Genomic DNA, 25,245 nt, shown 5'->3' on the forward strand with positions numbered 1-25,245 from the left:
TCGGCGAGGACGGCATGATTGAATTCCGCCTGCCCTCGCTGGGCGCCGACATGGACGAGGGCACACTGCTCCAATGGGCCGTGAAGCCCGGCGACGTTGTGAAAAAGGGGCAGGTTCTTGCTGTCGTGGATACCAGCAAGGCGGCGATCGACGTGGAATCATGGCATGACGGCATCGTCGGAGAACTCCTGGTCTCGCCCGGAGACAAGATGCCGGTCGGCACGGTGATGGCGATCCTCCTTCAGCCTGGCGAGGCGCTGGCGGACGCTCGGCCCATGCCCGCGCCTCACGCGTCGGGCGGCGCGCCACAGCGCCGCATGGTTTCGCCGGCAGCCCGCAAGTTCGCGCGGGAACATGGCATTGATGTCGATGTCGTGACCGGTACCGGTCCGGGTGGTGCGGTAACGCTGGCAGATGTCGAACCGGGTTCGCGCATGCCCGGAGCCGCTTCAGGCGACGGATCGGCCGATATCCGCAAAACCATCGGTGCCGCGATGGCACGGGCCAAGCGCGAGATTCCGCACTATTACGTTGCAGAAACGATTCCGCTGCGGGCGGCGCTGGCCTGGCTCACGCAATGGAATGCCCATCGGCCCATGGCCGAGCGTATCCTGCCGGCGGTGTTGCTGATCCGGGCCGTCGCGCTTGCCCTCACGCGCTTCCCAGAACTGAACGGTTTCTTTCGCAACGGCGTGTTCCAGCCTGCTACGGCGGTGCATGTCGGGGTCGCCATTTCCCTGCGACAGGGAGGTCTGGTGGCACCAGCGCTGCTGGATGCCGATAGCAAGTCGCCGGCGCAATTGATGCAAGAACTGGCCGACCTGGTCACACGGTGCCGCGCCGGCTCGCTCAAGCGTGCCGAACTGTCGGAGTCCACCGTCACGGTAACCAACCTTGGCGACCAGGGTGTGGCACAAGTCTTTGGCGTCATCTATCCGCCGCAGGTTGCGCTGGTGGGATTCGGCCGGATTGTCGAGCAGGCCTGGGCAGAAAATGGTGCGATAACGGTGATGCCGGTCGTGGCGGCCAGCCTGTCTGCCGACCATCGCGTATCCGACGGACATCGCGGGGCGATGTTCCTGGCGGAGCTGAGGGAGTTACTCCAACATCCTGGCGAGCTTGAGCGATGAACAATGCCGACATCCGCAATATCGTCCTGTCTACCCTGCGCGAGATCGCCCCCGAGGTCGAGGTGGAGACCCTGCGCGCGAATCGCCCCCTGCGCAGGGAAGTGGATCTGGATTCGATGGATTGGCTCCACTTCCTAATTGCCTTGCACCAGAAGCTGAAGGTTGAAATTCCGGAGTCCGACTATGCCCGCCTAGTGACGCTGGACGACGTCGTCTCTTACATCGAGGCCGCTCAGGGCCAATAGGCGCCGGCTGTGTCTCGCCTGGGCTGCATGGGGAATCGAGAGCGGTTTGCATCAATCAGACCAATGATGTGTAGTCAAACACTGATTGCAAGCCACCGCTCCGCGGCCCATGCGCTCCCCTGCGAGCATCACCTGTGCGCGGCTACGCTGCAGCCCGGCGCATCGCGCCAGCCGGCCGCACCCGCGGCCCGGCTCGGTCGGTAAATTCTGAAGACTCATCCCATCGAACATGAACAGCACGGAATGCAAGCCGGATCCGGTGTGGCTGGAAAATTAACCCGCCGGTGTACCGGCGGAAATTGACGCTCATCGCTTCGGCTCGGTCCCTGACATGCTCACGCAAAGGTGCAGGCAGTACGCCTCGCGTACGGCCTTCACCCACATGGGCGTTGGCCTGAGCTACGCTGACCTGGACAGCTGACTCGCCAATTTGCCGCCTACCTGCTGCAGGCGGGACTGTGCCGGAGTGACCGCGTCGCGGTGATGCTGCCAAATATTCTGCAATACTTGGTGGCCATGTTCGGCATCCTGCGCGCCGGTCTGGTTGTCGTGAACATCAACCGCTCTCGACCAACTTTCCGGAGGACAGCGCCAGCGTGTCGCCATTGCGCGCGCACTCGCGGCAAGCCCGCGCCTGCTGTTGCTGGACGAGCCGCTGTCGGCACTCGATGCCGCCCTGCAGGCGCAAATGCAGCAAGAACTCATTGCCCTGCAGCGGCAACTCGGCGTGGCATTCGTCTACGTGACGCACGACCAGACCCATGCGCTCGCCCTCTCTCCGCGCATTGCGGTCATGCAGGAGAGGCGAATCGTCCAGGTCGATAGTCCCGAGGCAATCTATCGCTTTCCTGCCACCCGGTTCGTGGCCGGATTCATCGGCTCATGCAACCTGTTTGACGCGACAGTCGAAGAGGGAGCGCAGAACCGTCTCCAGGTGCGCGTTAGCGGCATTGGCACACTGCAGGTGCAGGCCAGCGGACCAATGGCCGCGGGCAGCCGGGGCACCGTCGCTATCCGCCCCGAACAGATCCGGATTCGCGGCATGCGGGAGTTCCCGGAGCAGCCAGCCGGCCAGCGCCTGCTGTCAGGGACGGTGCGGGACCGCCTCTACCAGGAGGCGATGTGACGCTTTACCAGGTCGAACTGAGCAGCGGGCATCGCTTGCAAGCGATGGTGGCCAACACTGGCCCGGCCACCGGCGAGCAGCTCTCGCAGGGAGACCATGTCGTGCTTGACTGGCCCGACAATGCCGGCATTTTCCTTAGTCGCTGAAACAACGGGGGAGAAAGTGAGGATCCACACAAACCAGATGACTCGATGGGTTGCCTGCGGCGTGCCGATTGTCTTCTTGGTCGTGCTCATTGCGGCGCCGTCTGCCATCATGCTGGTGGCTGCTTTCCGCTCTCCAGGCGAAAGCGGCGGGCTGATGCCGTTGTTTCCTGGCGGTATGGCGGTGCCGGCACCTGTCCGGTGGCAGGACCTGTTCACGCTCGACAATGTCCGTGAGCGGCTACGGGAACCGCTGTATGCCCGGCTACTCTTGAGATCGGCAGGTTATGCCGCGCTGACCACTTTGATCTGCCTGGCGGCCGCGTATTCGCTGGCCTGGTGGATTGCGCGTAGCGCCCGCCGCCAGCGAAACCTCTTGCTGATCCCGGTCATCCTGCCCTTCTGGTCGAACTCCTGGTTCGCGTCTACGCGTGGATGAGGAGCTGCCTCATAATGCGCCTGAATGAACGCGGCCGCCCGGCGTTGGTGCGCCCGCCAGGTGTGCCGCGTCGCTGCGCCGCCGCCAACAAGCTTCCAGCGGAAACAACGCTGGCCACCTTCCATAGCCGGCAGCTTACGTTATGCGAGGTACCGATTGTGGCACAATTTTGCCGACGGGTTGCCATTGACTGCTGTCCCCCTATAGTGTTGATAAGTGCTGAAAACGCACGAGACTAGCCAGACAGTGCGCGTTGCATGACCCACCCTTTCGTCCCCAAAGGCAAGGCCCGGCCGCCATCGTCCAGAAAAGCGCCCGCGCTTGCTATCGATTTCGCGATTGGCAGTGGTGCAGTCGTGCTTTGCATCGTGGTGGCCTACCTCGTTCGGGTCACCGCCGAACGGTACCAGGAGCTTCTGTTACCGTTGGTGCCTGTGTTGGGGGCGGGCATCGGACTGGTGGTTGGTCTTTACTGGATCCGGCTGGTAAGGCTCAGGCGCGCCTCCGGAGACGGTCTTCAGAGCGTGAAGGAAAGCGAGGTGCGGTTGGCGGGGATCATCCGCTCCTCCGTGGAAGCGATCATCACCGTGGACAGCGACCAACGCGTCGTGCTGTTCAATCCAATGGCCGAGGCCATGTTCGCGTGGCCAGCCGAACTCGCGATTGGTCGCCCGCTCGGCGATTTCATTCCCGATCGATTCCGGGCTGCGCATGAGCAGCATGTACGCCGGTTCGGTATCACCGGGGTGTCGGATCGCCAAATGGGACGTCAACGAGCCCTCTACGCCTTGCGGCGAGACGGCAGCGAATTTCCGATCGAAGCGTCCATCTCGCAAACGGCGGACGGAGGCACCAAACTATATACGGTGATGCTGCGCGATATCACCGAACGTGCACGCGCGGATGAGGCGCTGCGAAGCAGTCTCCAGCGCGTGAAGGAAAGCGAGGCGCGCTTGGGGGGCATCATCCGCTCAGCCATGGAGGCGATCATCACCGTGGACAGTAATCAGCGCGTCGTGCTGTTCAATCCGATGGCCGAGAGCTTGTTTGGCTGGCTTGCCGAACTGGCGATTGGTCGCCCGCTCAGCGATTTCATTCCTGAGCGCTTCCGGGCCTCCCATGCGGAGCATGTGCGCCGGTTCGGCATTACCGGTGTGTCCGAGCGCCAGATGGGACGTCAACGGGCACTCCATGCCTTACGTCGGGACGGCAGCGAATTCCCGATCGAGGCGTCCATCTCGCAAACCGTTGACGGTGGCACCAAGTTGTACACGGTGATGCTGCGCGACATCACCGAACGCGTTCGTGCCGAGGAAGCTCTGCGGCGTTCGCGTGAGGAACTGCAGCAGCTCTCTGGGAGCGTTCTCGCCACACGCGAGGAGGAAAAGCGGCGCGTTGCGCGCGAACTCCATGATGACCTGGGCCAGCGGCTCAGCGCGCTGAAGATGGACACGGCCATGCTCCGCACCGACATGAAGGACGGCCGTGATGCTGCGGACCTCCTTCAGGAGATGGATACCATGGACGAAGTCATCGACGACGCCGTAGCCTCGGTTCGCCGCATTGCCAGTGACCTACGGCCGGCGCTGCTCGACGAACTTGGGATGCTCCCCGCCATTGAATGGCTGGCCAATGATTTTGCCGACCGGTACGGATTGGCGGTAAGCGTCGATGGCGTCGATGCGGAAGTTCCGGAGCGAACGGCAATCGCCATGTTCCGCATTGCCCAGGAAGCGTTGAGCAATGTCATCCGGCATGCCGACGCAACGGCAGTACAGATCCGCCTTACCCGGAAAGAGAGCCAGATAGAACTGCAGATACAAGACGATGGCGTGGGCTGGGACAGAAAGCCTTCCGGGGGCGGGCCGCGCAAGTCGCTGGGCCTGCTCGGCATCCGGGAACGGGCACGCCTCTTGGGTGGCGCCGTCTCGATCGACAGCACCCCTGGTAAAGGATTTTGCCTGATGGTACAAGTCCCCCAGGTCAAGGAGACTTAACGTGGTACGCGTCATGATTGCCGACGATCACGCATTGGTCCGCGACGGGCTCAGGCAGATCCTGGAGCGAGCCGGCAAGTTCGAGGTCGTCGCCGAAGCCGCGGACGGGGCGCAAGTCCTGTCTCTGGTGCGCGATTGCAGGCCGCAAGTGATGTTACTTGACCTCTCCATGCCGGGACGCAGCGGGTTGGAGCTGATTCGCCTGTTGCGGGACGAGCAGCCGGCGTTGCGCATTCTCGTGCTTACCATGCATGCGGAGGAACAATACATTGTCCGCGCCTTCCAGGCGGGGGCTGCCGGCTACCTGACCAAGGAATGCGCCGCGAATGAAGTGGTCGCTGCCATTAGTCAGGTAGCCAATGGCAGCACCTATGTCAGCCCTGCCATCGCAGGAAAACTCGCGACGAGCTTGCAAGATCAACATTGCGAGACCCCTCACCTGCACTTGTCCGACCGCGAACTGGAGGTCTATCGCCGTCTGGTCCTGGGCGATTCGCTGACAGCCATCGCTGCGGTGCTGTGTGTCAGCGCCAAGACCGTCAGTACCTACAAAATGCGCCTGATGGAGAAGATGGGGATGTCAAGCGAAGCCGCGCTGGTACGGTATGCCCTGCACCATCATTTGTTTGGCGACGACGAGGACTGCTAAGGTCTAGCGTTGGGCCTCGGTCGAGGCGCTACTCAGTCGAAGCGAGTGCCGGTGGCCGGATGCATTTGCGTGCGGGCGGGCGAGGCGTGCGGACACTGTTGCCTTTGCCTGACCCCAGCGCGCGTCAAGCGCCTCAAGCGTGACTTGCTTGCCATGGCCCCGGATGGCGGGACAAAGTACGGCTGACGGTTTCCAGTGTTACGCCCGGGTAACTCCCAATCTCCTCCCGTGTCATGCGCAACGTGAAGTCGGTTGCCGAATAACCCCGCCGTTCGAACCGTGCTGAGATGTCGAGCAAGTACGCGGCCACGCGTTGCTTGGCGGTGAGGTTACCGAGCAGCATTCTTTGACCGGCTTCACGTACGATTTCCGCGCTCAAAATCTTATGAACATGTAGCTGCAACGGCTTGACTCGCGGCACAGCGCTTCCAGTAGATGGATCGGGATCACACAGACGGCGCTGTCCTCGAGGGCAACGGCATCGCAGGTATGCTGCTCTGTCGCAATACCGTCTACGCCGATAGTTTCGCCAGGCAGGAAGAACCCGGATACGTATTCCCGGCCACTCTGGTGCGAGAGAACGGTCTTGAACGAACCTGAGCGCAACGCATACACACTGTGGAACGGATCTCCGGCCCGGTACAGCGCTGCCTGAGCGTTCGCCGGTTGAGGACAACGCCACTCAGTCGAGCGACCTCCTTCTCATCCAGGGCGGACACCATGCAGATGTGCCGCAACGCGCAGGAGGAACATGGGTCTTTGGCTTTGGCGACTTGGACGCGATGTGACCAAAATCCTCCGCTGCCGAGGCGACGGTATCGAATGCCGTCAAGGCTGCCGTCCCCGCAATGCTTGTTTCGAACATCGTTGTCTCCATCTCGATGCCAGTCGTTGACTGGCCGAACGGCGCTCTTGCGCATTCTGGACTGCGCGCATTTGTCACCGATTGCACTCTCCCTATCGTTCCTTGGCGTTCTTGACTGCAACGGCTTCCATCAGAGCCGCCCGCAGTTCATTGATCTCGAGCGACCTGTCAAAGCAGTAGCGCTTACCTGCCTTCAGGCAAGCCTTACGTAACAATGAAGCGCCGCTTTCAGCAAGCACAATCAAGATGCTCTCCGGGAGTGCTTTCGCCACTGTCTGGATCTGCGACAACGAGCCTGGCTGCGAGGCGCGCAGTCCGATCGGAATGATGTCCGGCCTTACAGCAATCAGCACCTGCAACTCGGTCGCTGCATCTGCCCCCATTCCTATGACCTGAATGCCTGCAAGCGTCCTCAGCATACGCAACTGTCAGCGCCGGATCGGGATAACGTGTTCGAGCAGATAGACGGTGAGGCTATCTTGTGGGGTGGGATCACTCATGTACCCAGTATTGTGGATGTCCGGGGGGTGTCGAAATGAGGCGCCACTGAGAGTGGCGTCAGATTTGAAGGCGGCTCTGTCAGACTTTCCTGACAGGCGGTCTGCGTTTAGGCCCCGCCTGCGAGGAAATTATGCCTCACCGCCCGTAGTGAAGACGGCGTTACCGTCGCAGCCGCCCAAAGCCTAGCAATTGCAGGCTGTCCCCTTTGCGCCTGGCACAGGTCTGGCGCCCAAAGAGAAATTTTCGGATCATAAATGTAAGGACCCCATGGGCAGCCCGATGCAGAATGCCCGAGACGTCCGCACAGCGTGCAATAGTGGTCCATGGCCATTTCCCTCGTCGATTGCAGAGCGTTGCTAACTCCAGTATCGAAGGGACACCCGATTACCGCCATCAGGAGACGCTGATTGTAATGTCAGGACCGTGGCGCGCCGTTTGTCGGCCTTGCCCCTGTGCACGTAAGTAAATACGGCAGGCCTGTCAGGGCACCCTGACAGCGGTCGACTCCTGATTTGTGGCCCGGTGTCGTGAACGCAGGGAGCCTTCACTTGGCTCGGGGCGTTTCCAGTGTGGCATTTCGAATCGCCGTTACCGTGTCCGTGTCGATCGCACGGTCCATCAGATCCCGCAGGGCACTCCGGGAGAACCGCCAGCCGATTCTTGTCAGCATCAGGCCTACCACGAGCGCCGCAATCGGATCCAGCAGGTGGTAACCCAGCGTATTGCCCAGGATCCCCAGTGCCACCAGACGCTGCATCCGGGCGTGCCAGGCGTTTACAACCAGCATGCTTGACCTGACTCGTTCGGCGATAGCGAGAAGATAGCGAAACAACAATTCCTTTGTTGCCAGCGCACCAAGGGGCGACCCAGAGCCCGATTATTCGTACAGGCTGGATTGAATCCGGATGCTCAAGCTTGAGTACGGCGTTAACAGCATGCCGACGCCGACGACCAGCAAAAGAAGTCCAAGTACCAGCGAGGAGGCAGTCTCGAAACGCTGGTGCCCGTAGTGATTGAACCGCCCCGGGAACGGTGGAGGCTGGTTGGTTTAAGTTAATAGCGGTTCGGGGGCAGGCATTTTATGCTGCCGATAGTAGTTTGCCTCAGCTTCGGCGGGCGGGATATAGCCGAGGGGTTCCATTAGCCGATGAGTGCTGCCGCGCAGTGCGGTGGAGCGCTCAGCGAGCTTGGCGGAGACATCGCCGAGCAGCTCGAGTACGTGCCCGGTCATTAACAAGCGATTCGTCATCGTCGGCCGAAGAAGGCCTGCGCTTGCTGTGACTGCATCGTGCAGGCTGCCGCACCCAGCCGACCCATTGATCGCGGTATGCCGGGTCCTCGCCTGCTCGCCCGGTTAGTAAGTTCTGCGACCATCTCCCCCTGTACCGTCAGTCAGCGATATACGCGCGGGACGGTGTCGAATTGAGCCGATCGACTCTGGCCGATTGGGTCGGCCAGGCTAGTGCACTACTGCGCCCTCTGGTCGATGCCATTCGACAGTACGTGATGGCGGCCTCGAAGATCCATGCCGAACGACACGCCGGTACCGGTGCTTGAACCCGTCAATGGCAAGAACAAGACGGGGCGGCTCTGGACCTATGTACGTGATGACAGGCCGGATCGAAGGAGACACCGGTCGCCTGGTTCGCATACAGCCCCAGTCGATCGGGAGAATATCCGCAGACCCACTTGAAGGGCTTCAAGGGAATCTTGCAGGCTGACGCGTTCGCTGGGTACAACGCCATCTACGAACGAGGCGACGTGCGAGAGGCTGGATGCGTTGCTCACGCGAGACGCAAATTCCACGACCTGTACCTGGCACGCAGGAGCAAGGTCAACACCGAGGCGCTGCGTCGGATCGGTGAGCTGTACGCGATTGAGGCCGAGATCCGCGGCACGCCCCAGACGAGCGAAGATGCGTCCGACAGGAACGGGCGCGCCCCTTACTGGATGCCTTCGAAATATGGTTGCGCTCGACGCTGAGCACGGTGTCGCACAAAAGCGATACCGCGAAGGCCATCAATTACGCATTGAATCACTGGGCTGCACTGACGCTGTATGCCGACGTTGGCCGCGTCGAGATTGACAATAATGCGGCGGAGCGCGCACTGCGAGGCGTTGCTCTCGGCCGGAAAAACTTCCCGCACTTCGGCTCCGACAGTGGCGGTGCACCCGGCGTCGCAATCTATACGCTTGTTGCGACAGCCAAACTGAACGGTCTCGATCCGAGGCTTACCTGCGACACGTCATTGCCCGCATTGCCGAGCACCCCGTCAATCGCGTCAGCGAACTACTGCCATGGGCCGTGGCTGATCAGCTTCGCCAGAGCGCAGCCTGAAAGTATCCCAAAGGATGCTGACGGTCGGAGCTCATACTTTGTTCGCCCCGGTCGATACTCGATCAGCGTTTCCTCTCAGGAGATCCGCCGCCGGAGGAGCAGAAGCTCCCAGTGGCTGTGGCGCATATAGCGAAGTACGAGCAGAGCTAGTCCAACGTCCCCATCATGGAGTTTTGCTTCTCTTACGCGCCCGACCTGTTCATGGATTCGGGTGCGCGACTCGGCAATATGGCTGTCGAGTCCCTTCAGACGTTCGGCCCTGAGCCATTTAGGGAGTAACTGCATTCGAGGCTTCCTCTGGAAGGAACCGGCTAATTTGATTCACGTGCAGAGTACCTAAGACGCTCTGTTCGCGCGTTTCGGACGAAGTACTCCGGGCCGACGGTCGCTCAGTTCGTCCCGGCTTGGCATCGCCTCACCACTGCTACCACCGCTTCGGACCGTACCACCCAATCTCAGAGAGCAGAGCCATACTTGTCCTCACGAGCTGACGGCTTCGCGCTACCGTCTCATGGACACTGTTCTGATGCAGGTTCCAGCGCTTATGCAGCGCAGTGTTATCGAGCAACAAGGCAGAGAGATGGTCCCGTGCGCGTGTCTTTTTCATTGCTGGACACCTCAAGCTAACGTTGATGTTGCCAGTCTCCGCCGCCTCTGACATGGATGACTATCGGATTCCGTCCGACATACGCGTGAGAGCGCGAAATAGGCGTGAAAGAGCGATTGTATGACTTTGAGCGCACGGCCTCGGCGCCCGCTAGCGGCCGGTCGGGCGTCACGCGGGGACGTTCGCCGCGGGCGCTCCCCGTTCGCGCGCCGCCGCGGCGGTTCCGCCCACGCCGCTGGCGGCAATGAATGCGACGCCGAGCACCGACCACGCATCCGGCACGGAGCCGAACACCATCCAGCCGCCGAGCATGGCAAAAGCGATCTGCAGATACAGATACGGCGTTAGGATGCCTACCGGTGCGCGCGCATAGGCCAGCAACAGGCACAGGTGACCGGCACAACCGGCCAGCGCCATGCCGGCCAGGAGGGCCCAGTGCATCGCGCTGACGTGCCAAACCCACGAGAGCGGAAACGCCGCCGTGAGCAGCAGCGTCGCCACAGAGCGCGTGTAGAAGTGCGTCGTCCCGACGCCGTCGGCACGCGTCAGCGCGCCGGTCAGCAACTGGTAGTCGGCGTTGAACACCACCACGCCCAGCGGCGGCAGCATGGCCGGCTGGAATTCGGGGCCGGGGCGTATCACCATCACCGCGTCGGCAAACCTCTGCAGCAGGAACAGCCAGCGCACCGGCGAGACACGTTCGCCCATCAGCGCTGCCGCGGCGAGCGTGATGGCCAGCGGCGTGAGCATTGCCACCGCGGTGAAGTCGCCCACGGGCATCACCTTGAGGCTGAAAAACGCGCACAGGCTCGACACCAGCATCCGTGCCGCGCGCATGCATTACAGGACCGGCCGGCGTGTGTGCAGCAGGTACCGGCCGCGCGCCGGCAACAGGACCGCGCCGTCAGCGCCGTCTGCGCCAGATAACGCACCCACAGCGCCATGGCCACCCGGACGGCGCCGCCGATGCCCTTGGTCAGCGTATCGAGCGTGGCAAAGCAGGCTACCGCCGCGATCATCAGTGCGATGCCTTACGGCGTGTGGTGGTCCTTCATGACGGGTTGGCTGCTTGTTGCGCCGCTGGCAGTGGGTTGCGCGGCGTGGATGGGGGGATCGGAGCTGGGTACTGTTGTCAGCAGGAAAAACAATTGGGCTGGGAGGAAAGTCAGAATGCGCTTGCGGTGAATAATACCGCCGGCTGGTGCTCTTGGGGGTAATCTATATGAACGCGTCCCGTTTGCGCCAGGTTTTCGCTTGTTCAGACACTGACAGGCTCGAAGCACTCCACCGCGTCAAGGTCTTTCAAGATGAGCCTCTAGTCCGCCTCTGGGATCGCGCAGTCCGCTCACCCTCAGCTGTCATCGTAGATTCCGTAGCTGTCGCTGCTATTGTGGCCGTCAGCCGGGTGACCGGGGAGCGCCGATTCCCCTTGCGCGTCGTCCCGTACTTCGTACGGCCCGCCCCTCGTGGTCGTCGCCGGGCTGTACGTCATGCGATCCAACCGTGATCTTGCTGATCGCCGGAAAGCTCGACTTCTCCTCGATCAACCCGCATGCCGCATAACCCACTAATTTTTCAAAAGAGCCCCAAATATTAGGCCTGCGCGACACCTCACCAATCTGGGCCGGCGGCGGCAACCATGGAAGACAACCAGCCTTCATTCGCACACGGCGCCAGAGTAACCGAGTAACCGCACCGGAAAGCTGCACCTCCGGCACCGTACACTAAGCGCAATCCGCGGCAACAGGCGCGGCCGTTGCGAACATTGGCGACGTGGCATGTAACCTGGGGGCGCAGTCGACTTGGGGTACTTTTCGACTGACACACTGGACTAGTGGCCGGTACGCAGCTTGACCCGCTGGCCATCCTGAAGGCTGTTTTGCGGATATCGAACCACTTGTACGCCGTCGGTCAGGGGAGAAAGCAGTTCCACCTCATCCGAATTCCGATGACTAATCCGGACTTCCGTCCTGCGCACCCGGTCGCCCTCAAGCCGAAACACACACCATTGGGAACCCTCGCATCGGAACAGCGAACTAGCGGGCAACTTTGTCGCGCGATCGGTCTGCCACAGCACAACGCTCGCAATGACGCGAAATCCATCACCCAGCCCAGAGGGTGAATCAATAACGTCGATAATCACCCGGGTTCGCTTTTCTTCTATGCCCAGGGCGGATACTTTGGTAAACGCATGGGGCTCCACGAGCCGAACCTTGCCTAGTACCACTTGCTCGCCGCCCCATCCTTCCAGCCTCGCCGGCATCTGCGGCCGCACCTTGACTGCTTCCGTTGACAGTAGCTCGACCACGATCTCCAGGTCATGTGGATCGCCGATTGTCAGCAGGGGCTCGCCCGCAGCGACAACCCGTTCGCTGCGCTCCGAAATGGATAATACGGCCCCGGTGAACGGTGCATGAATCGGCACGACCGGCCAGCGCCCACGTTTGTGCTCCTCGATGGCCAGCAGGCCGGCCTCTGCCACGCGGACCTCCTGCAAGGCGGTGCTGGCTCGGGCGCGCGCCGCGGCGAGATCATTGCCGGCGGTAATGGAGGCGTTGGCGGCCTGCTCCCCTGCCTGAGGAGACAGGAAACGCTCCCGCACCAGTCTCTCGACACGCTGCAGTTCGCGCTGCGCCTGAGCGTAGTCTTCGGCGGCATGCCTGGCGCGCTCCTGCGCCTCACGGTATGCCGCACGTGCCGCAGCGACCTTTGCTTCGGCTTCTTCGCGTTCCTGGGCCGTCAGCGGCAGTGGCGCAAGTTCCGCCACCACTTCGCCTGCATGCACCCAGTCGCCCTCCCGCAAGCTGATTCGCATCAGTCTTCCTGCGACAGGCGCGGCAACAACGTAGCGCTCCCTGCTGCGGGTCTCTCCCTCCTCGGTAGTGGTGACTGCCATGGCGCCAACGGAGGGTCGCACCACCTCGACATCCACTGGCTCGGGCATGAGCAGATAGCCAAGGCCCGCCGCAACCACGACAGAGCCGACCATCAGGAACGTCTTGGCTTTTGACCACCGCATCGACTTACTCTCTGGTTTTCAGCACTGCGATCAGGTCCAGCCGTCGCAGCCGCTGCTGGACAAGCAGTCCGGCCACGGCTGCAGCGCCGATGGCTGGCAGCAATGCCTGCGCCAGTGTTTGCCTGCTCAGGCTGAGCGGGATGCGAAAGGCCTCTCGGTCGAACATGGGGACGAGCAAGGCGCACAATCCATAGCCCACGGCGATCCCGACCGGCAACGACAAAACCGTCAGAAAGTACTGCTCGCCAAGCAGAATCCCAGAAACCTCTTGCTGGGAAAAACCAAGTACTCGCAGACTGGCCAACTCATTCCCGCGCTCGGACAGCGCAATGCGAAAGTTGTTGTAAACGACCCCTGCCACGATGACCGTGGCGAAGGCCGCCAGCACCAGACTGGAGACGACGAACGTCCGATCAAGCGTTCTTCGAATGCTGGCGATCACGGCGGAACGTATGATCACCGAACTCACGACGGGCAGGCCCTTGAGCCTTTGGTACAGAGATTGTGCCTTGTCGGTGTCGACGCGGAGGTACGCGCCACTGATTGCAGGCGCTTCGCCCAGCAATCGGGATGATGCCTTGTGGTCCATGTAGGCAGCGACGCCCAGCAGGTCATCGACGACATCCGCTACCCGCATGACTACACTATTGCGGCGGCCCTCGAGCACTTCAACCTCAACACGCTCACCCACCGATAAGCCCAGCTCTGCCGCCAGTCTTGCCGAGAGTACAAGCCCGTCCGAAGCAACCGGATGACGCCCGGAGGTGTAGCCCGCAATCTCATGTAACTCTCCCGTGGCTTCCAGACCTGTGATTACGGTGCGCTTGGAGCGATTCGCGTTGTGCAACCATACTGGCACAATTCGAAATGGCTCGACTCTCAGGACGCCCGGCATCTGGGCCAAGTCATGGACTACCTGCAGGGGGCGCTGTTCGTTGAAGATCAACGTCAAATCTTCATGCTGAACGCGGCCGAACTGAAGGTTGAGAATCGTATTGACGCCGTCGAGTCCGAACCGTCCGACGATGGTCAACCCTACGGCCAGCGCGATGGCGGTGATGGACATCAAGGCCTTGCCCGGCCGACGAGCCAGATTGCGCAAGATTAGGCGAAGGGGAATCGGCAACACTGCCAGGAGGCCTGCACGGTCGAGAATGCTCGCCCGGAAGCCGAGGGGTAACTCAGGGCGCATTGCTTCGACCGGTGACAAGCGGCCTGCGCGCACGGCGGCCGATGCACCGCCCAGGGAGGCCGCAGACACACTCGCTATGACAGCGCCGACCACGATCCCGGGAGAGACCTCAGCGTTCAGCGCGGGGAAGTGGAAATACTGGCGGTATAGGCCGACCAGCAATTCCTCCAGATACAGGCCAACAGGTACGCCGAGCAGCCCCCCAAGCAATACCGTCGCTAGGCCAAAATACACATATTGGCTCGCCACGGTCTCGGTGCTATAGCCAAACGCCTTCATCAAACCAACCTCGGCCCGCTGTAAGGTGACGAGGCGGCTCAGCAACGTATACACCAGGAAAGCCGCCACCGCCAGGAATAGGGCCGGGACATAGTTGGCGATCACGCGGATCTCGTCGAGTTCATCGCTAAGGAATCGATTCGACTGTTGCAGCGTCCGTTCATACGCCCCGAGGCAGCCGTAACGGAGAAGCATCCGGTCCAGCCTGGTGACGACCTCCTGGGGGCGAGCCTCGGCGTCAAGCAGGATAGCCAGATCATTGAACCCCCCCTCCATATCGAAGGCGGATTCCATAGCGGCGTGCCCCATCCACACGACGCCGAACCGGCGGTTGTCCGGAAACACCATGCCCTGCCCTACCTCATAGACGTACTCTGGTGACATTCCGAGGCCAGTGATCGTCAAGCGGCGAGCATGGCCATTGAGTATGGCTGTCAGGTGTCCCCCGACATCCAGTGCGTTGGCATTTGCGAAGGCGACACTCAGGACGACTTCGTCTTCACGGGAGGGGTCGGGAAGTCGGCCACGTGAAAGCCATAGCGCATTGATATCGGCCTTGCCGAAGGTTGGCAGGGAAATTAGGCGAAGGGTGGCCGGCTCCCGCGTGCCCGGAACATCGGCATTAACGTCATGGACGATGCGCATGAGAACTTCGCGCACGCCCGGGATAGCCCGAACAGGTCCTTCGAGAGAAACCGGTGCACGTTTCACATTGGCAAACACGTCGGCAAAGCGCTGCATCTCGTAGTAACGGTCCTTGGCGGATGCAAGAGAGTGCCATGCCCCATTCATCGCTACCAGCACGGCTATGCCGCATGCGACGACCAGCGCCGCGGCAATAACCTGGGCGCGAAGCCGCCACAACTCGCGCGATAACATGGTGAAGCGTGCGGCTACCATCGCAACTCCGATGGATTTGCGCGGGTTGCATGCTGCTCAATCTCCGTAATGCGGCCACTGCTGATGTGCAGCACCCGGTCAGCCATTGCAGCTATGGCCGTGTTATGGGTGATAACGGCTGTAATTGCTCCCTGCTCCGTATTTACGCGCTGAAGAACCTCCAGTACAAGCCTCCCAGTGCTGTAGTCCAGCGCTCCGGTTGGCTCGTCGCATAGAAGAATGTCCGGCTGCTTGACAACGGCACGGGCAATGGCAATGCGCTGCTGTTCACCGCCGGAGAGTTGCGCTGGAAAGTGGTCCTTGCGCGCCGATAGCCCTACCATGTCAAGGGCATCGAGCGGATTCATGGGATGCTCGGCGATATCGGCCACCAATGCGACGTTTTCTAGGGCCGTCAAGCTCGGAATCAGATTGTAGAACTGAAATACAAAGCCGACGTGCTCGCGGCGGTAAAGGGTAAGACCCGCCTCATCGGCGTGTGCCAGGTCATGGTCCCGGTATTCGATGGTCCCGGACGTGGGGCGGTCCAGTCCGCCTAGAATATGCAGCAACGTCGATTTTCCGCTTCCCGATGCTCCCAATAGGACGACAAACTCCCGGTCATAAAGGTCGAGGTCCACGCCGATTCGCGCGTGGACGACCACCTCGCCAGTTTGATACGTCTTATAGACACCGCGCACGCGAAAGAGCGGACTGCGATCGTTGGACATTGCAGAGCTGACCTCTTTACCTGGAGGTCAAGCATTCCCAGTCATTAGCTGCTGGCTGTGCCAGCCTTTACCAGAATGACGGGGCATGGGGCGTGAGCAATGACGCGGCCCGCTACGGAACCGACAATGGCATCCAGAAATGCGCCACGGCCGTGAGTGCCCATCACGATCGCTGCCGCATTGATAGAGCGTGCAAACTCGACGATGCGTTCTGGCGCAAAACCCGTCAGCGCGTGCTGTTCGAACGGAACACCCGCTGCGCTCAGGATCTCAGCGGCAGAGTGCAACGTCCGGCCGCTCTCGTCCGAGTGCCATGCTGCAAGGTCAGCGGCGCTGATGTAGGACTTCACCTCTCCCGACACGTCTGGCATGCAGTGAACGAGGTGTACGAGCAATGGCCCCTTCAGTAATTTCCCAGCAGCCACAAATTGTGCCGCTGCATCGCTATATGTTGACCCATCGGCCGCAAGTACAATGGATTGCATCGCATACTCCTGATGACGAAGACGGCAGCGATCTCATGCTGCGCCGCACAACATTGCAAAAATGGCGGATTACAGGTCGCGGCGGTTATCTTCCATCGGTCAAACCCCATGCCTTTGTTCATAAGGTAGGTGATGAATCATTCACGGATTTGGGCTGGATCAAAGAAGCTGTAAGCGCAAGAAGCCGCGCTATACGGCCGGACCGTCATGAAGAGATCACTATTGTCCGGCTGAGCCGCGCCTCCGGCTGTTCGGTGGCGCACACCGGAGATCCAGCACCATCATTCGGTTGGCGCCATTGCGTAGGGTAAGTCTGGCCGGGAGCGCCATGGTTCAACCTGTCATCCTCCCCAATCCATAATCGCACAAGCGCCACATCTGAGCGCCAGCCGCCCTCTCCGTCGGTGATAGGCCAACTGCCACAATCGAGGATTCGCCGATGCGGTAGTCCGGGTGTTTCGTGCGCTCAGGTAAGCGAGGCCTACAAAGCTCGGCTTGAGCGCGGTGGCCATAGCCCGGGCCCGGCTGAGCTGACCCTTCCCCGCATAGAGCAAGAGCCCTGACAAGAGCATGGCTCCTGCGACGAAGCAGAACGCGCTTTGAACGCTCCCGCCCGGCGCAGCGGTGATTCCTAGCCCCCTAGTCCACCAGTGCCATGCTGGTAACCCACGAGCTTCGTGAAGCAGAAAGCCAGAGACTTGCTGGCTTTCGGATATCTAGGCGACGCAAAAGCAAATACGGGCAGCGCTCGGTTCCATCGGGTCCATGGAGACAATCAACAAGCACATCAGGCAACACTGGGCTGAGCGACATGGCGAGGACTGGGAGTTCAGCACCAGTCGAGAGTTCGCAGCAGCCATCCAGGCGGAGACTCACACGCGTGGCCACGACAAGCTCTTTGGAGTTAGCCGAACGTGGCAGCGGTGAGCCGCATTGCCACGTGTCCGACCATGGACAGGCCTGCAATCAGTATCACCGCCCACCATAGCTGGTACGGGTTCAACGCCTTGTACGAGCCCATCCGGACACTCGGGAGGTTGGGCAAAATGAGAGCACCAGCCGTTGCAGCGCCGCCGCCACTTCACGATGCTCAATCAGGCGAAGCCAGCCATGCAATGTCGGCTTCATATCCAAGAGCACTGCCAAGGCGCCAAATTCCGGAAACAGGTTGCCAAGAAACGCTACCATGGAGACCTGTCAAGGCAAATGTGCGCAGGCCGGCTACGCGCCCGCCCTCGGGAAGTTCGCGCTCATGCCAGCCACGCTCCAAGCCAATCAGAAGACCGAACGTCAGTGCCGCCACCAAGCCCGTGGCTTCGTGGCGTATTCCGAGTGGCGTCAAGGCCGTTCTCCTCTGAGAACTGCTCCGAGCGGACTATCGCAAACTCGTGTGGTGATGTCTGTGCATCCAGATTTGACTTTATCTGCTCGCCAGGTGTGGCCGACGTTCGGTCACTCGACTTCATTTGGTTGGGATACTGATTTCGTCGGGTAACGGGATGACCATGACTTGCCCAGGCGAATTGCCAGCCATGTCGGCCTCCATATACGTAACGTAAACGAGTGCGCGCCGCTCGATGTCGACGATTCTGATCACATGGACTGACTTAAAGGTAAGCGCTACAGATTGGTCAAAAACCTGCGCTTGTACGGGAGTTGATTTTGACAAACTGAGCTTACCCACTTGGTGGCACGACACTGTTACATCTTGAGAGTGGGGTTGGCGCGCGCCATGCTGAGGAATGTCTACATGCATTTCAGATACGTAACATGCGACGCCGCGTACCAGCTGATCATCGTAGACTGTAATCCCTAGATGCGATCCATACCGCTTCGATTCGGTTTCGATGGTCGCCAGATCTTTACTTAAAGAGACATGAGGCTGCAAGAGAAGTAGCGCCGCAGCTATTGCGGCCTGCAATGGGAATAAGGATGTCCACATAGTTTCCCTTAATGTTTTCGCGACAGAACTTGTGACAGGCTGTCGATAGAATAGTCTTTTCCTCTCATTCAAAAATATCCCGACATCGAGTATCGAAGTTGATACGGGTCAAAGATCAGTTTCGCGTGGCTGCTTTTTCTAAGAGGGAGGAAACCTCGAATTGACCGATGCCCCACTTGACCCTGAGCCCGTCGCTTGGGCTAGTCGTCGCCGTGCTCGACAAAAAGTGGACCGGGTTCCCAACTGCTCTGCGCTCAATTTGTGCCGCTCTCGCCCGTATCGGGTGGAGCGGACGTTGCAGACGGTGCGGTTGGTTGCGGCGCTCGCTCTATCAGCAGATCAAGCGATCCATAAAAAAGGCGACGCGAAAACACCTCGACCTCGTGCTGGATCAGTTGAGGTGGCTCGAGTCGCTGCGTGACAACGACACGCTTGGTTAAAAAACCCCCGCAGAAGCTCTGGACGAATACTTAAAATCTGTTCAACAATCTAGTGTGCGACGACCGGTTGAATCCGCCCAGTCACGAGCCACGTCTTAACGGGCGTGCTCAAGCACGAGGGCATCGCCATCAGCAAAGTCGCGGCCGGGCGTTACGACGAGGAACGACCGCACCAGTCGCTCGGCTACAGAACGCCGAAGGCCGTCTATGTCTCGTGAGCTTGAAAGACCGCGATGGGTCGGTGGACCGGATCACACTGATATCCGCGGATTGGCTACCGCATTACGGTGGCCCGCCCCTTGAGCCTGCCGCTACCTAAAGTCGCAAATCGCAAGAATTTTGTTGCATAGTCCAATCGCGGGTTGCTCGCGTGCCGGGCTACGCCGCCTTCAGGAAACTCCTCGTCTCCAGATGGGACTGCAAAGGTCATCCGGCGTCATGCAGCTGGAGCATCGGGGCGTGGGATGGCACGGAACATGGCGAGTCTGCTGATGTCCCAAATAAGATGACCCGCATCGTTGATGCGCACGCGACCCGCCAGCGTCGCCGACCTCATCGCCCCTGAGAAGTCGCAGAATTCACAAAAATGGGCTGAGGCCGGCGAATGGACTCAGCCCTATTCCAAAGAAACGCATCCTTGAGACCTCGCGTGGTCGGGATCTTCGAAGGATTCGCTTCTCACATCAATGACCAAACCATTGCGGATTTTCTTTCTTCATTTCTTCCTTGGACATTGCCCCCCAGTACGAACCGACTTCTTTTTCGGTTACGTAGCCATGCTTCTTTCTATCGATTTTATCGAAGTGATTGTAGACACCAGGCATGCCTGCTTGCGCTTCCTCACGTGTCAGCTTTCCGTCTTGATTGCTGTCAGAGGCCTTGAAGCGCTCTGCAATCCGTGCCTTGGCTTCGGCCGGCGTCGATGCTTCGGGCATCCGGGTGGTTCCTGGTTCTGGGGCTGGCTGCGCAATCGCTCCGCCAATGGTGAGCATCATTGCGACAGCCAAGCAAACCTTACTAGCTTCTTGCATCATATTCTTTCTCCGATTGTTAGGATTTTCTTGCTTTTGGCTCTAAGAGACTGTTTCAAAAAGACGGCTCAGCGCGCCTGAAGATGTTCCAGCAGACGAGAGAGCAGCCGAGTTTTAGGAACGCTTCGTGAATGTCGGCTCGACGTTCGAAGCGAATGCGAAGACGACGAAAGTTGTGAAGCCACGCGTGAGTACGTTCGACAACCCAGCGGAATTTGCCCAAGCCACTGCCGTGTTCTGTCCGGCGCTTGGCGAGCACCGGTTTGATGCCGCGCTCGCGAAGCCGCTGACGATGCGGCTCGGAGTCGTAGCCACGGTCTGCGTAGATGACTTTGGGCTTTTGAAGCGGGCGACCGCGCACGCCGCGAATTGGCGGGATCGCGTCGACGAGCGGCAGCAGTTGGGTGACGTCGTTGCGGTTCGCCCCGGTCAGGATTGCGCTGATGGGGACGCCATTTGCGTCGACGAGGATGTGATGCTTGGAACCTGGTCGCGAGCGATCCGTGGGGTTCGGACCAGTTTTTCGCCCGCCCCAACGGCTCGCACAGACGATGAATCGACGGCTGCTCGGGAGAAGTCGAGTTCGCCGGCCTCGCGTAACTTCGCCAGCAGTAGCTCGTGCAATCGCTTCCAAACGCCGGCCTTCTGCCAATCGCGCAAGCGCCTCCAGCAGGTCGGCCCCGACCCGAATCCCAACTTGGTCGACAGGTCGCACCAGCGTATGCCAGTCTTGAACACGAACAGGATGCCGTTCAGTGCAGCCCGGTTCGAAACCGGGAGCCGCCCTGGATATTTCTTGCGTCGCGGTTTCGGCGGCGGCAGCAAAGGTTCGATCAGTGCCCACAGTTCATCATCAATGATCGGCGCGCTCATCCCCTCGGTTCCAGTTGTTCAGATGGCCAAGGTTAACAGCTTGCCGAAAAGGTTAACAGCCCCCCGGGGCTCTTTTTGAAACGGTCTCTAAAACTCGGCTGCTCTCTCGTCTGCTGGAACATCTTCAGGCGCGCTGAGCCGTCTTTTTGAAACAGTCTCTAAGTTGGCTGCTCCCTCCTCTTGGTAACAAGTACACGTCCATGTTAGTAATCGACAATCGAGATGAATTGAGATACGTCAACAAGATTAACGTCCTATCGCGACGGAGCCACCCCTCGCGCACATTCGTTCCTCCGACGACTGGTCAGCCAGTACGGTTATTGACGTCCAGACGTTGCGCGATGCTCCGCGCGGCGGTGTCGCCGAAGCCAATAACAGGATCAGCCGCCCTCCGACTGCTCCTACGTGCTGCCTGTAGCAGCTGGTGGGAAGTCCAGCCTCGGGGGGCAATTCCTTTCCCTGAAGAGACAGAGCTTATGATTCGTATCGTGCCCACAGCCAGTTCGATGGACTTGCGCACTGCAATGCCGCGCCAACAAGTATTCTTCACAATCCGACCACATTTTCAATGGCGATTTATGGATTCCACTCGTACTTACGCATGGCGATCTCGCGCAAGCGGTGGAAGGGAGCGGGATCGCGAAGTCTGCGCACTGCGTTCGCGGCAATAGCGCGACGCAGGAAGAACTCGACGCTGGCGTGAATAATCGGCCCACAGGGGTCGTCTTTGTATTCTTCTAGCATCTCAGCAAGATAAAGCATTGCCAGTGCTTGTGGTGCGAGTTCGCCTTCGGCTCGCGCGCTAATAGAGATCAACTTTCTTTGCACCTCGTCCGAAATCGGAACGCCGTAGTATCTCCACAAGAGGTTGGCCGCCTTCGCACGTCGGCGGGCGCTCATACACGCGCAAAGGTAGTCGGCTAGACCGGCCATATCAGGTTCTGGCTCCAGACAAAAACAGCGATGAGGTCGCGGCGCCAACGCTTTACCAAGACTTCGCCCTTATCCCGTTAAGAATGCACAAGCTGACAAAGCAATATGAGCGCCGGTTACGCCACATACCCCAAGCGTCCATCGTTGCCGTGCCGCATTAGCTCCAAGGCTACATTGGGGCTTCCCTGCTTGATTAAATGTAAACATCATTGGCTCAGATTGATCCACAGCAAGATTTCAGGTGTGCCATCCATGAGAATACATGCACGAGGCGCCATCGGTTCGCGCGACATGCGTATCAGTGCACATGAAGTTTGTCGCAACGTACCATGTGGCCAATCTGGGCAGCCGAAAAAACGCGAGGGGGACAAATAAATAAGCGGCCTGTCTGCATATTTATTCTAGAAAAGCGAATTTTTCTTTTAATAATGATCCTGAGTAATAATTTTTCTGGAATTAGAAGTCGCTTGCGTCGTCACGCGGTGGTGGTGATTACCATCATGGCTGGAATCGTTTGGACTGGTGAAGCGGCTTACTGCGATGAAGTTTCGGTGCAGACGAACCTCTACAATATTCACTATCACCACGATCCCGAGCACATCCCATATTCGCCGCTGGTAGGCGCAGAGTATCGCAGAAGCGACGGCTGGCTGGTCGGCGGCTCGCTTTTTTTAAACTCGTTTGGACAATTTTCCCAAGCGGCATATGTTGGCTATCTCTGGGATATTGGGAGCGCGCCATTTTACGTAAAATTGGTCGGAGGTGTCATTCACGGTTATGCAGGAGATAACAAGGGGAAGCTGCCGTTGAATGTCGGAGGCTTCGCGCCTGGAGTATTTCCAGCGGTCGGCTTAAAGTTCGGTCTCGTTCGCATCGAAACGCAATTATTCTGGACCAATGGACTGATGGTAACAGCTGGCGTCGCCTTCTGAAAGTCACGCGATCAGAGTACCAAAGAAGCTAAGATGCGAGACTGGAAAATACCAAGAAGGGTTACCCTCGCGTCGTTAGATATAGAACACATGCCGAAGAAAGAATTATTTATTTATTTATTTATTCCACACCAAAAAAAATTCGAAGCGTATGAGAGCGAACAGACTGTCAATCAGCGACATGGCATATCCAAATCAGACTGGTGATGGCGACTTAATCTGTGATGCGTGGATTTAATATTTTGGCTTATTGATAACCATTAAATGATGAAACCAAGAACTAAATCACTTACATTGGCTGCAGCTGGGACTCGTCTGACTGAGACGGAGTACCTGCGTCAGGCGCAGGCCGCTTGCGAGAGCTACAGCAGGATCCCGGGGGTCATCGGGCCGTACCAGACCGCATCACTGACATGGAACGGCAGGCGTTATTACTATGCATATGGGAAGGATGCGGCGGATGTACTAAGGCTGATAGAAGTGTTTAGGGTTGAAGAGATGGGCGAACTGAAAGCGTTGCTGGCATTCCAGTATCCGACGTTTCTCAAAGACCTGTTTCCACAGGATTATGGATTCTTGTTTGGCGAATATCCGGAAGCGGATGTCCTTCCCGTTGAAACGCCCCATGGTTGAGAATAACCTTTCAACCGCGATACGGCAATCAACACCTGAACGTCTGCCACCCGCCCATGCCAGACTGGCTGCTCGCGTCTAGAAAGTCACTTCATGGATTGGCTCGGCCGAGCACCATTGGCACGAAGCAATTTGCTTCCGATACGTTGTGCTTATTTGCTTATTTGGCGGCGTCCCACGTCCGACGCACGGAAGCAGGTATTGTATGTGAACGCGACGATCCCATGTTGGCGTGCGTCTTCAAAGTTCTCTGAGGCTCTATCCTACATTTCATTGACTTGGCGCAATATCACCGGTGTCGCTGCGACATAGTCTGAATTGCGTGCAGCCACTGGAGGAGTATCATGAAACGCACATTACTATCCCTCGCACTATTTTCGCTTGTAGCAGGCGTAGCCTTAGCTCAAGGGCCGAGGAAGCCTGATCCATTCACGGACGGCGCCCGCACCGTTGATCCTTATACGGACGGAGCTAAGTCGGGAAAATTCGATCCTTACACGGATGGGGCTAAACAATCAACGGAAGCCGCCGCCTTGAATCCCCCCGGAACCAACGCCGATCCGTACACAAGTGGATCAAAGTCCGGAAGGCCTGATCCCTACACGGATGGAGCCCGTATCGGTAAGCCGGACCCATACACTGACGGGGCAAAATCCAAATAGGGGCATCGCTCGAAATTCATCGAATTCACGGAATGCGTGCCTCTATCGACCGGTGAGTGGTCTTTTGGAGGCACGCCCCGTGTCAACTGAAATTCTAGTCGGGGTGTTGTTGCTCGGGGCCGATTCCAAAATAACTCAGTCACAGGACAGCTGGGCATTACGGGGCCGTTGTTGTCTCGTCCTTACTGGACAGCCAAACTGCTGGCGATGCCAACGGGAAAACGCACTGAGTTCCGAAAATCCCAATAATGCAGCGACTTCCGATATCGTACGCGCCCCGTCGTGGAGATAACTCGCTAGAAGCTCGCGCCGCATGGCATTAACGATGGACTTGAAAGTCGTACCTTCCGCCGAAAGATGGTTGGCCACCGTACGGCGATCAACGCCTAAGTGCTGAGCAATAATTTCCACGCGACAGTGCCCGCGCGGCAGTAACAGGGCCACCAAATGCCTCACCCGGTCTGACATTTGAGTCTGCGTGCCCGGGTCGACCTCAAGCAATCGCTGGGAATAGCGAGCCATCACAGGATCGGCTCCCGGGTTGGGGGCATCGAGATCCCGGGCGCTGCAAACAATGTCGTTGAATTCCTGTCCGAACGCTACCGGGCAGCCGAACACACGACGATGCCATTCGGTGCGCGCGGGCGCCGGGTGGCGGAACGTCACCAGCCGGGGACGCCAACCTTCGCCGAGAAATATACCCAAAAGGCGGAACGTCGTCCCCATGGCCAACTCAATGGACTGGCGCGGGGTACGGCCGCGCTCGGAAAGGATTTCCTCGCGGATACAAATCAGTTCTCCGGTTTGCACCAAGGACACGGACATGGCCGCATGGTGCACAGAGATGTGCTTGACCAGGACCTCCAGCGCATGACGCAGTGTTGGCTGGTCCCGCAACAACAGCCCCAACGGGCCTAGGTTCGACAGGCGCCGCGAGGCCGCCATGCGCAAACCGAAGGCAGGCTCATGCCCGCGCTCAGCCGCCAGCTCCAGCAAGGTCGCCGCCAGATCTGACGGCAACGCAACGTCGGGGTCCGATAGGCAGTTCCAAGGCAAGCCCACTTCCGCCACCAGGCCGTGGGCGTCTACACCGCAGTCGTTAGCAACTTTCTCGAAATTGGTCAACGCAGCCGACCGAACGATGGGCGTGGTCATGGTTATCCCCTACGTTCTC

At 59.3% G+C, this 25,245-nt stretch carries 24 protein-coding genes and 3 pseudogenes; 12 read left to right on the top strand and 15 right to left on the bottom strand.

The features are described 5' to 3' along the window. Positions 1-14: 14 nt before the first annotated feature. The 7 genes from ACIGJC_RS30635 to ACIGJC_RS30665 all read left to right on the top strand — a co-directional run bounded on the left by ACIGJC_RS30635 (position 15) and on the right by ACIGJC_RS30665 (position 5,729). On the top strand, positions 15-1,130 hold the full coding sequence (locus tag ACIGJC_RS30635) for a dihydrolipoamide acetyltransferase family protein (protein WP_483714690.1): 1,116 nt from the start codon (positions 15-17) through the stop codon (positions 1,128-1,130). Next, entirely contained in the window at positions 1,127-1,375 is a 249-nt protein-coding gene (locus tag ACIGJC_RS30640; protein WP_483714691.1) for an acyl carrier protein, read from the top strand. The genes ACIGJC_RS30635 and ACIGJC_RS30640 overlap by 4 nt, the downstream gene beginning before the upstream one ends. Positions 1,376-2,015: 640 nt before the next feature. Next, complete coding sequence (locus tag ACIGJC_RS30645; protein WP_483715209.1) at positions 2,016-2,501, top strand: ATP-binding cassette domain-containing protein; 486 nt, start codon at positions 2,016-2,018, stop codon at positions 2,499-2,501. Between the two features lie 44 nt (positions 2,502-2,545). Next, complete coding sequence (locus ACIGJC_RS30650; RefSeq protein ID WP_483715175.1) at positions 2,546-2,647, top strand: hypothetical protein; 102 nt, start codon at positions 2,546-2,548, stop codon at positions 2,645-2,647. 76 nt (positions 2,648-2,723) lie between these two features. Further along, positions 2,724-3,083 carry a hypothetical protein gene (locus ACIGJC_RS30655; protein ID WP_483714692.1) on the top strand — a complete coding sequence of 120 codons (360 nt, stop codon included), beginning with the start codon at positions 2,724-2,726 and terminating at the stop codon, positions 3,081-3,083. 257 nt (positions 3,084-3,340) lie between these two features. Beyond that, positions 3,341-5,080: a PAS domain-containing sensor histidine kinase gene (locus ACIGJC_RS30660; protein ID WP_483714694.1), complete on the top strand. Its 1,740-nt coding sequence runs from the start codon at positions 3,341-3,343 to the stop codon at positions 5,078-5,080. A 1-nt stretch (position 5,081) separates the two neighbouring features. Beyond that, a complete protein-coding gene (locus ACIGJC_RS30665; protein ID WP_483714695.1) occupies positions 5,082-5,729 on the top strand; it encodes a response regulator in 648 nt (215 codons plus the stop codon). Between the two features lie 133 nt (positions 5,730-5,862). Here ACIGJC_RS30665 and ACIGJC_RS30670 read toward each other — a convergent pair whose 3' ends face one another. From ACIGJC_RS30670 to ACIGJC_RS30685, 4 genes and pseudogenes are all read right to left on the bottom strand, one after another. Then, positions 5,863-6,072: a helix-turn-helix domain-containing protein gene (locus ACIGJC_RS30670; protein WP_483714696.1), complete on the bottom strand. Its 210-nt coding sequence runs from the start codon at positions 6,070-6,072 to the stop codon at positions 5,863-5,865. A gap of 32 nt (positions 6,073-6,104) precedes the next feature. Further along, the gene (locus ACIGJC_RS30675; RefSeq protein WP_483714697.1) at positions 6,105-6,344 is read right to left on the bottom strand and encodes a cyclic nucleotide-binding domain-containing protein; all 240 of its coding nucleotides are present in this window, start codon (positions 6,342-6,344) and stop codon (positions 6,105-6,107) included. A 342-nt stretch (positions 6,345-6,686) separates the two neighbouring features. Then, complete coding sequence (locus ACIGJC_RS30680; protein WP_483714698.1) at positions 6,687-7,013, bottom strand: DNA-binding response regulator; 327 nt, start codon at positions 7,011-7,013, stop codon at positions 6,687-6,689. A 638-nt stretch (positions 7,014-7,651) separates the two neighbouring features. Continuing rightward, positions 7,652-8,122, bottom strand: a pseudogene (locus tag ACIGJC_RS30685) (cation diffusion facilitator family transporter); the annotation flags it as partial. 371 nt (positions 8,123-8,493) lie between these two features. Here ACIGJC_RS30685 and tnpC point away from each other — a divergent pair. Both tnpC and ACIGJC_RS30695 read left to right on the top strand, forming a co-directional pair. Further along, a pseudogene (gene tnpC / locus ACIGJC_RS30690) lies at positions 8,494-9,203 on the top strand (IS66 family transposase); the annotation flags it as partial. A 149-nt stretch (positions 9,204-9,352) separates the two neighbouring features. Further along, positions 9,353-9,433, top strand: a complete 81-nt coding sequence (locus ACIGJC_RS30695; RefSeq protein WP_483715176.1) for a hypothetical protein — start codon at positions 9,353-9,355, stop codon at positions 9,431-9,433. A 775-nt stretch (positions 9,434-10,208) separates the two neighbouring features. Here ACIGJC_RS30695 and ACIGJC_RS30700 read toward each other — a convergent pair. The 5 genes from ACIGJC_RS30700 to ACIGJC_RS30720 all read right to left on the bottom strand — a co-directional run bounded on the left by ACIGJC_RS30700 (position 10,209) and on the right by ACIGJC_RS30720 (position 16,625). Next, positions 10,209-10,877: a DMT family transporter gene (locus ACIGJC_RS30700; RefSeq protein ID WP_483714700.1), complete on the bottom strand. Its 669-nt coding sequence runs from the start codon at positions 10,875-10,877 to the stop codon at positions 10,209-10,211. A 994-nt stretch (positions 10,878-11,871) separates the two neighbouring features. Further along, positions 11,872-13,059 carry an efflux RND transporter periplasmic adaptor subunit gene (locus tag ACIGJC_RS30705; protein ID WP_483714701.1) on the bottom strand — a complete coding sequence of 396 codons (1,188 nt, stop codon included), beginning with the start codon at positions 13,057-13,059 and terminating at the stop codon, positions 11,872-11,874. A 4-nt stretch (positions 13,060-13,063) separates the two neighbouring features. After that, the gene (locus tag ACIGJC_RS30710) at positions 13,064-15,430 is read right to left on the bottom strand and encodes an ABC transporter permease (RefSeq protein ID WP_483714702.1); all 2,367 of its coding nucleotides are present in this window, start codon (positions 15,428-15,430) and stop codon (positions 13,064-13,066) included. Next, the gene (locus ACIGJC_RS30715; protein ID WP_483714703.1) at positions 15,424-16,140 is read right to left on the bottom strand and encodes an ABC transporter ATP-binding protein; all 717 of its coding nucleotides are present in this window, start codon (positions 16,138-16,140) and stop codon (positions 15,424-15,426) included. Before ACIGJC_RS30715 ends, ACIGJC_RS30710 begins: the two co-directional genes overlap by 7 nt. Positions 16,141-16,184: 44 nt before the next feature. After that, complete coding sequence (locus ACIGJC_RS30720) at positions 16,185-16,625, bottom strand: universal stress protein (protein WP_483714704.1); 441 nt, start codon at positions 16,623-16,625, stop codon at positions 16,185-16,187. Here ACIGJC_RS30720 and ACIGJC_RS30725 point away from each other — a divergent pair. Continuing rightward, positions 16,535-16,936 carry a hypothetical protein gene (locus ACIGJC_RS30725; protein ID WP_483715210.1) on the top strand — a complete coding sequence of 134 codons (402 nt, stop codon included), beginning with the start codon at positions 16,535-16,537 and terminating at the stop codon, positions 16,934-16,936. The two genes, ACIGJC_RS30720 and ACIGJC_RS30725, sit on opposite strands and share 91 nt — an antisense overlap. 596 nt (positions 16,937-17,532) lie before the next feature. On the opposite strand, the pseudogene ACIGJC_RS30730 reads toward ACIGJC_RS30725, so the two are convergent. The 5 genes and pseudogenes from ACIGJC_RS30730 to ACIGJC_RS30750 form a co-directional block, all read right to left on the bottom strand. Then, a pseudogene (locus ACIGJC_RS30730) lies at positions 17,533-17,967 on the bottom strand (MgtC/SapB family protein); the annotation flags it as partial. A gap of 120 nt (positions 17,968-18,087) precedes the next feature. Next, positions 18,088-18,567 carry a CreA family protein gene (locus tag ACIGJC_RS30735; RefSeq protein WP_483714705.1) on the bottom strand — a complete coding sequence of 160 codons (480 nt, stop codon included), beginning with the start codon at positions 18,565-18,567 and terminating at the stop codon, positions 18,088-18,090. A gap of 1,123 nt (positions 18,568-19,690) precedes the next feature. Next, on the bottom strand, positions 19,691-20,041 hold the full coding sequence (locus tag ACIGJC_RS30740) for an EF-hand domain-containing protein (protein WP_483714706.1): 351 nt from the start codon (positions 20,039-20,041) through the stop codon (positions 19,691-19,693). 52 nt (positions 20,042-20,093) lie between these two features. Then, positions 20,094-20,911 (bottom strand): IS5-like element ISJp4 family transposase gene (locus ACIGJC_RS30745; protein WP_086004422.1). Its coding sequence is split into 2 segments (ribosomal slippage): positions 20,094-20,563 and positions 20,563-20,911, totalling 819 coding nucleotides; the frame shifts between segments, so codons are not numbered across the junction. Positions 20,912-21,487: 576 nt separating this feature from the next. Continuing rightward, a complete protein-coding gene (locus ACIGJC_RS30750; RefSeq protein WP_483714707.1) occupies positions 21,488-21,811 on the bottom strand; it encodes a hypothetical protein in 324 nt (107 codons plus the stop codon). A 362-nt stretch (positions 21,812-22,173) separates the two neighbouring features. On the opposite strand from ACIGJC_RS30750, the gene ACIGJC_RS30755 reads away from it, so the two are divergent. Both ACIGJC_RS30755 and ACIGJC_RS30760 read left to right on the top strand, forming a co-directional pair. Beyond that, positions 22,174-22,776 carry a hypothetical protein gene (locus tag ACIGJC_RS30755; RefSeq protein WP_483714708.1) on the top strand — a complete coding sequence of 201 codons (603 nt, stop codon included), beginning with the start codon at positions 22,174-22,176 and terminating at the stop codon, positions 22,774-22,776. A gap of 264 nt (positions 22,777-23,040) precedes the next feature. After that, on the top strand, positions 23,041-23,409 hold the full coding sequence (locus ACIGJC_RS30760; RefSeq protein WP_483714709.1) for a hypothetical protein: 369 nt from the start codon (positions 23,041-23,043) through the stop codon (positions 23,407-23,409). A gap of 797 nt (positions 23,410-24,206) precedes the next feature. Here the strand turns inward: ACIGJC_RS30760 and ACIGJC_RS30765 are convergent. Beyond that, a complete protein-coding gene (locus ACIGJC_RS30765) occupies positions 24,207-25,226 on the bottom strand; it encodes an AraC family transcriptional regulator (RefSeq protein ID WP_483714710.1) in 1,020 nt (339 codons plus the stop codon). Between the last annotated feature and the right edge of the window lie 19 nt (positions 25,227-25,245).

The sequence above is a fragment of the Cupriavidus sp. C3SS-1 genome (assembly GCF_057073755.1).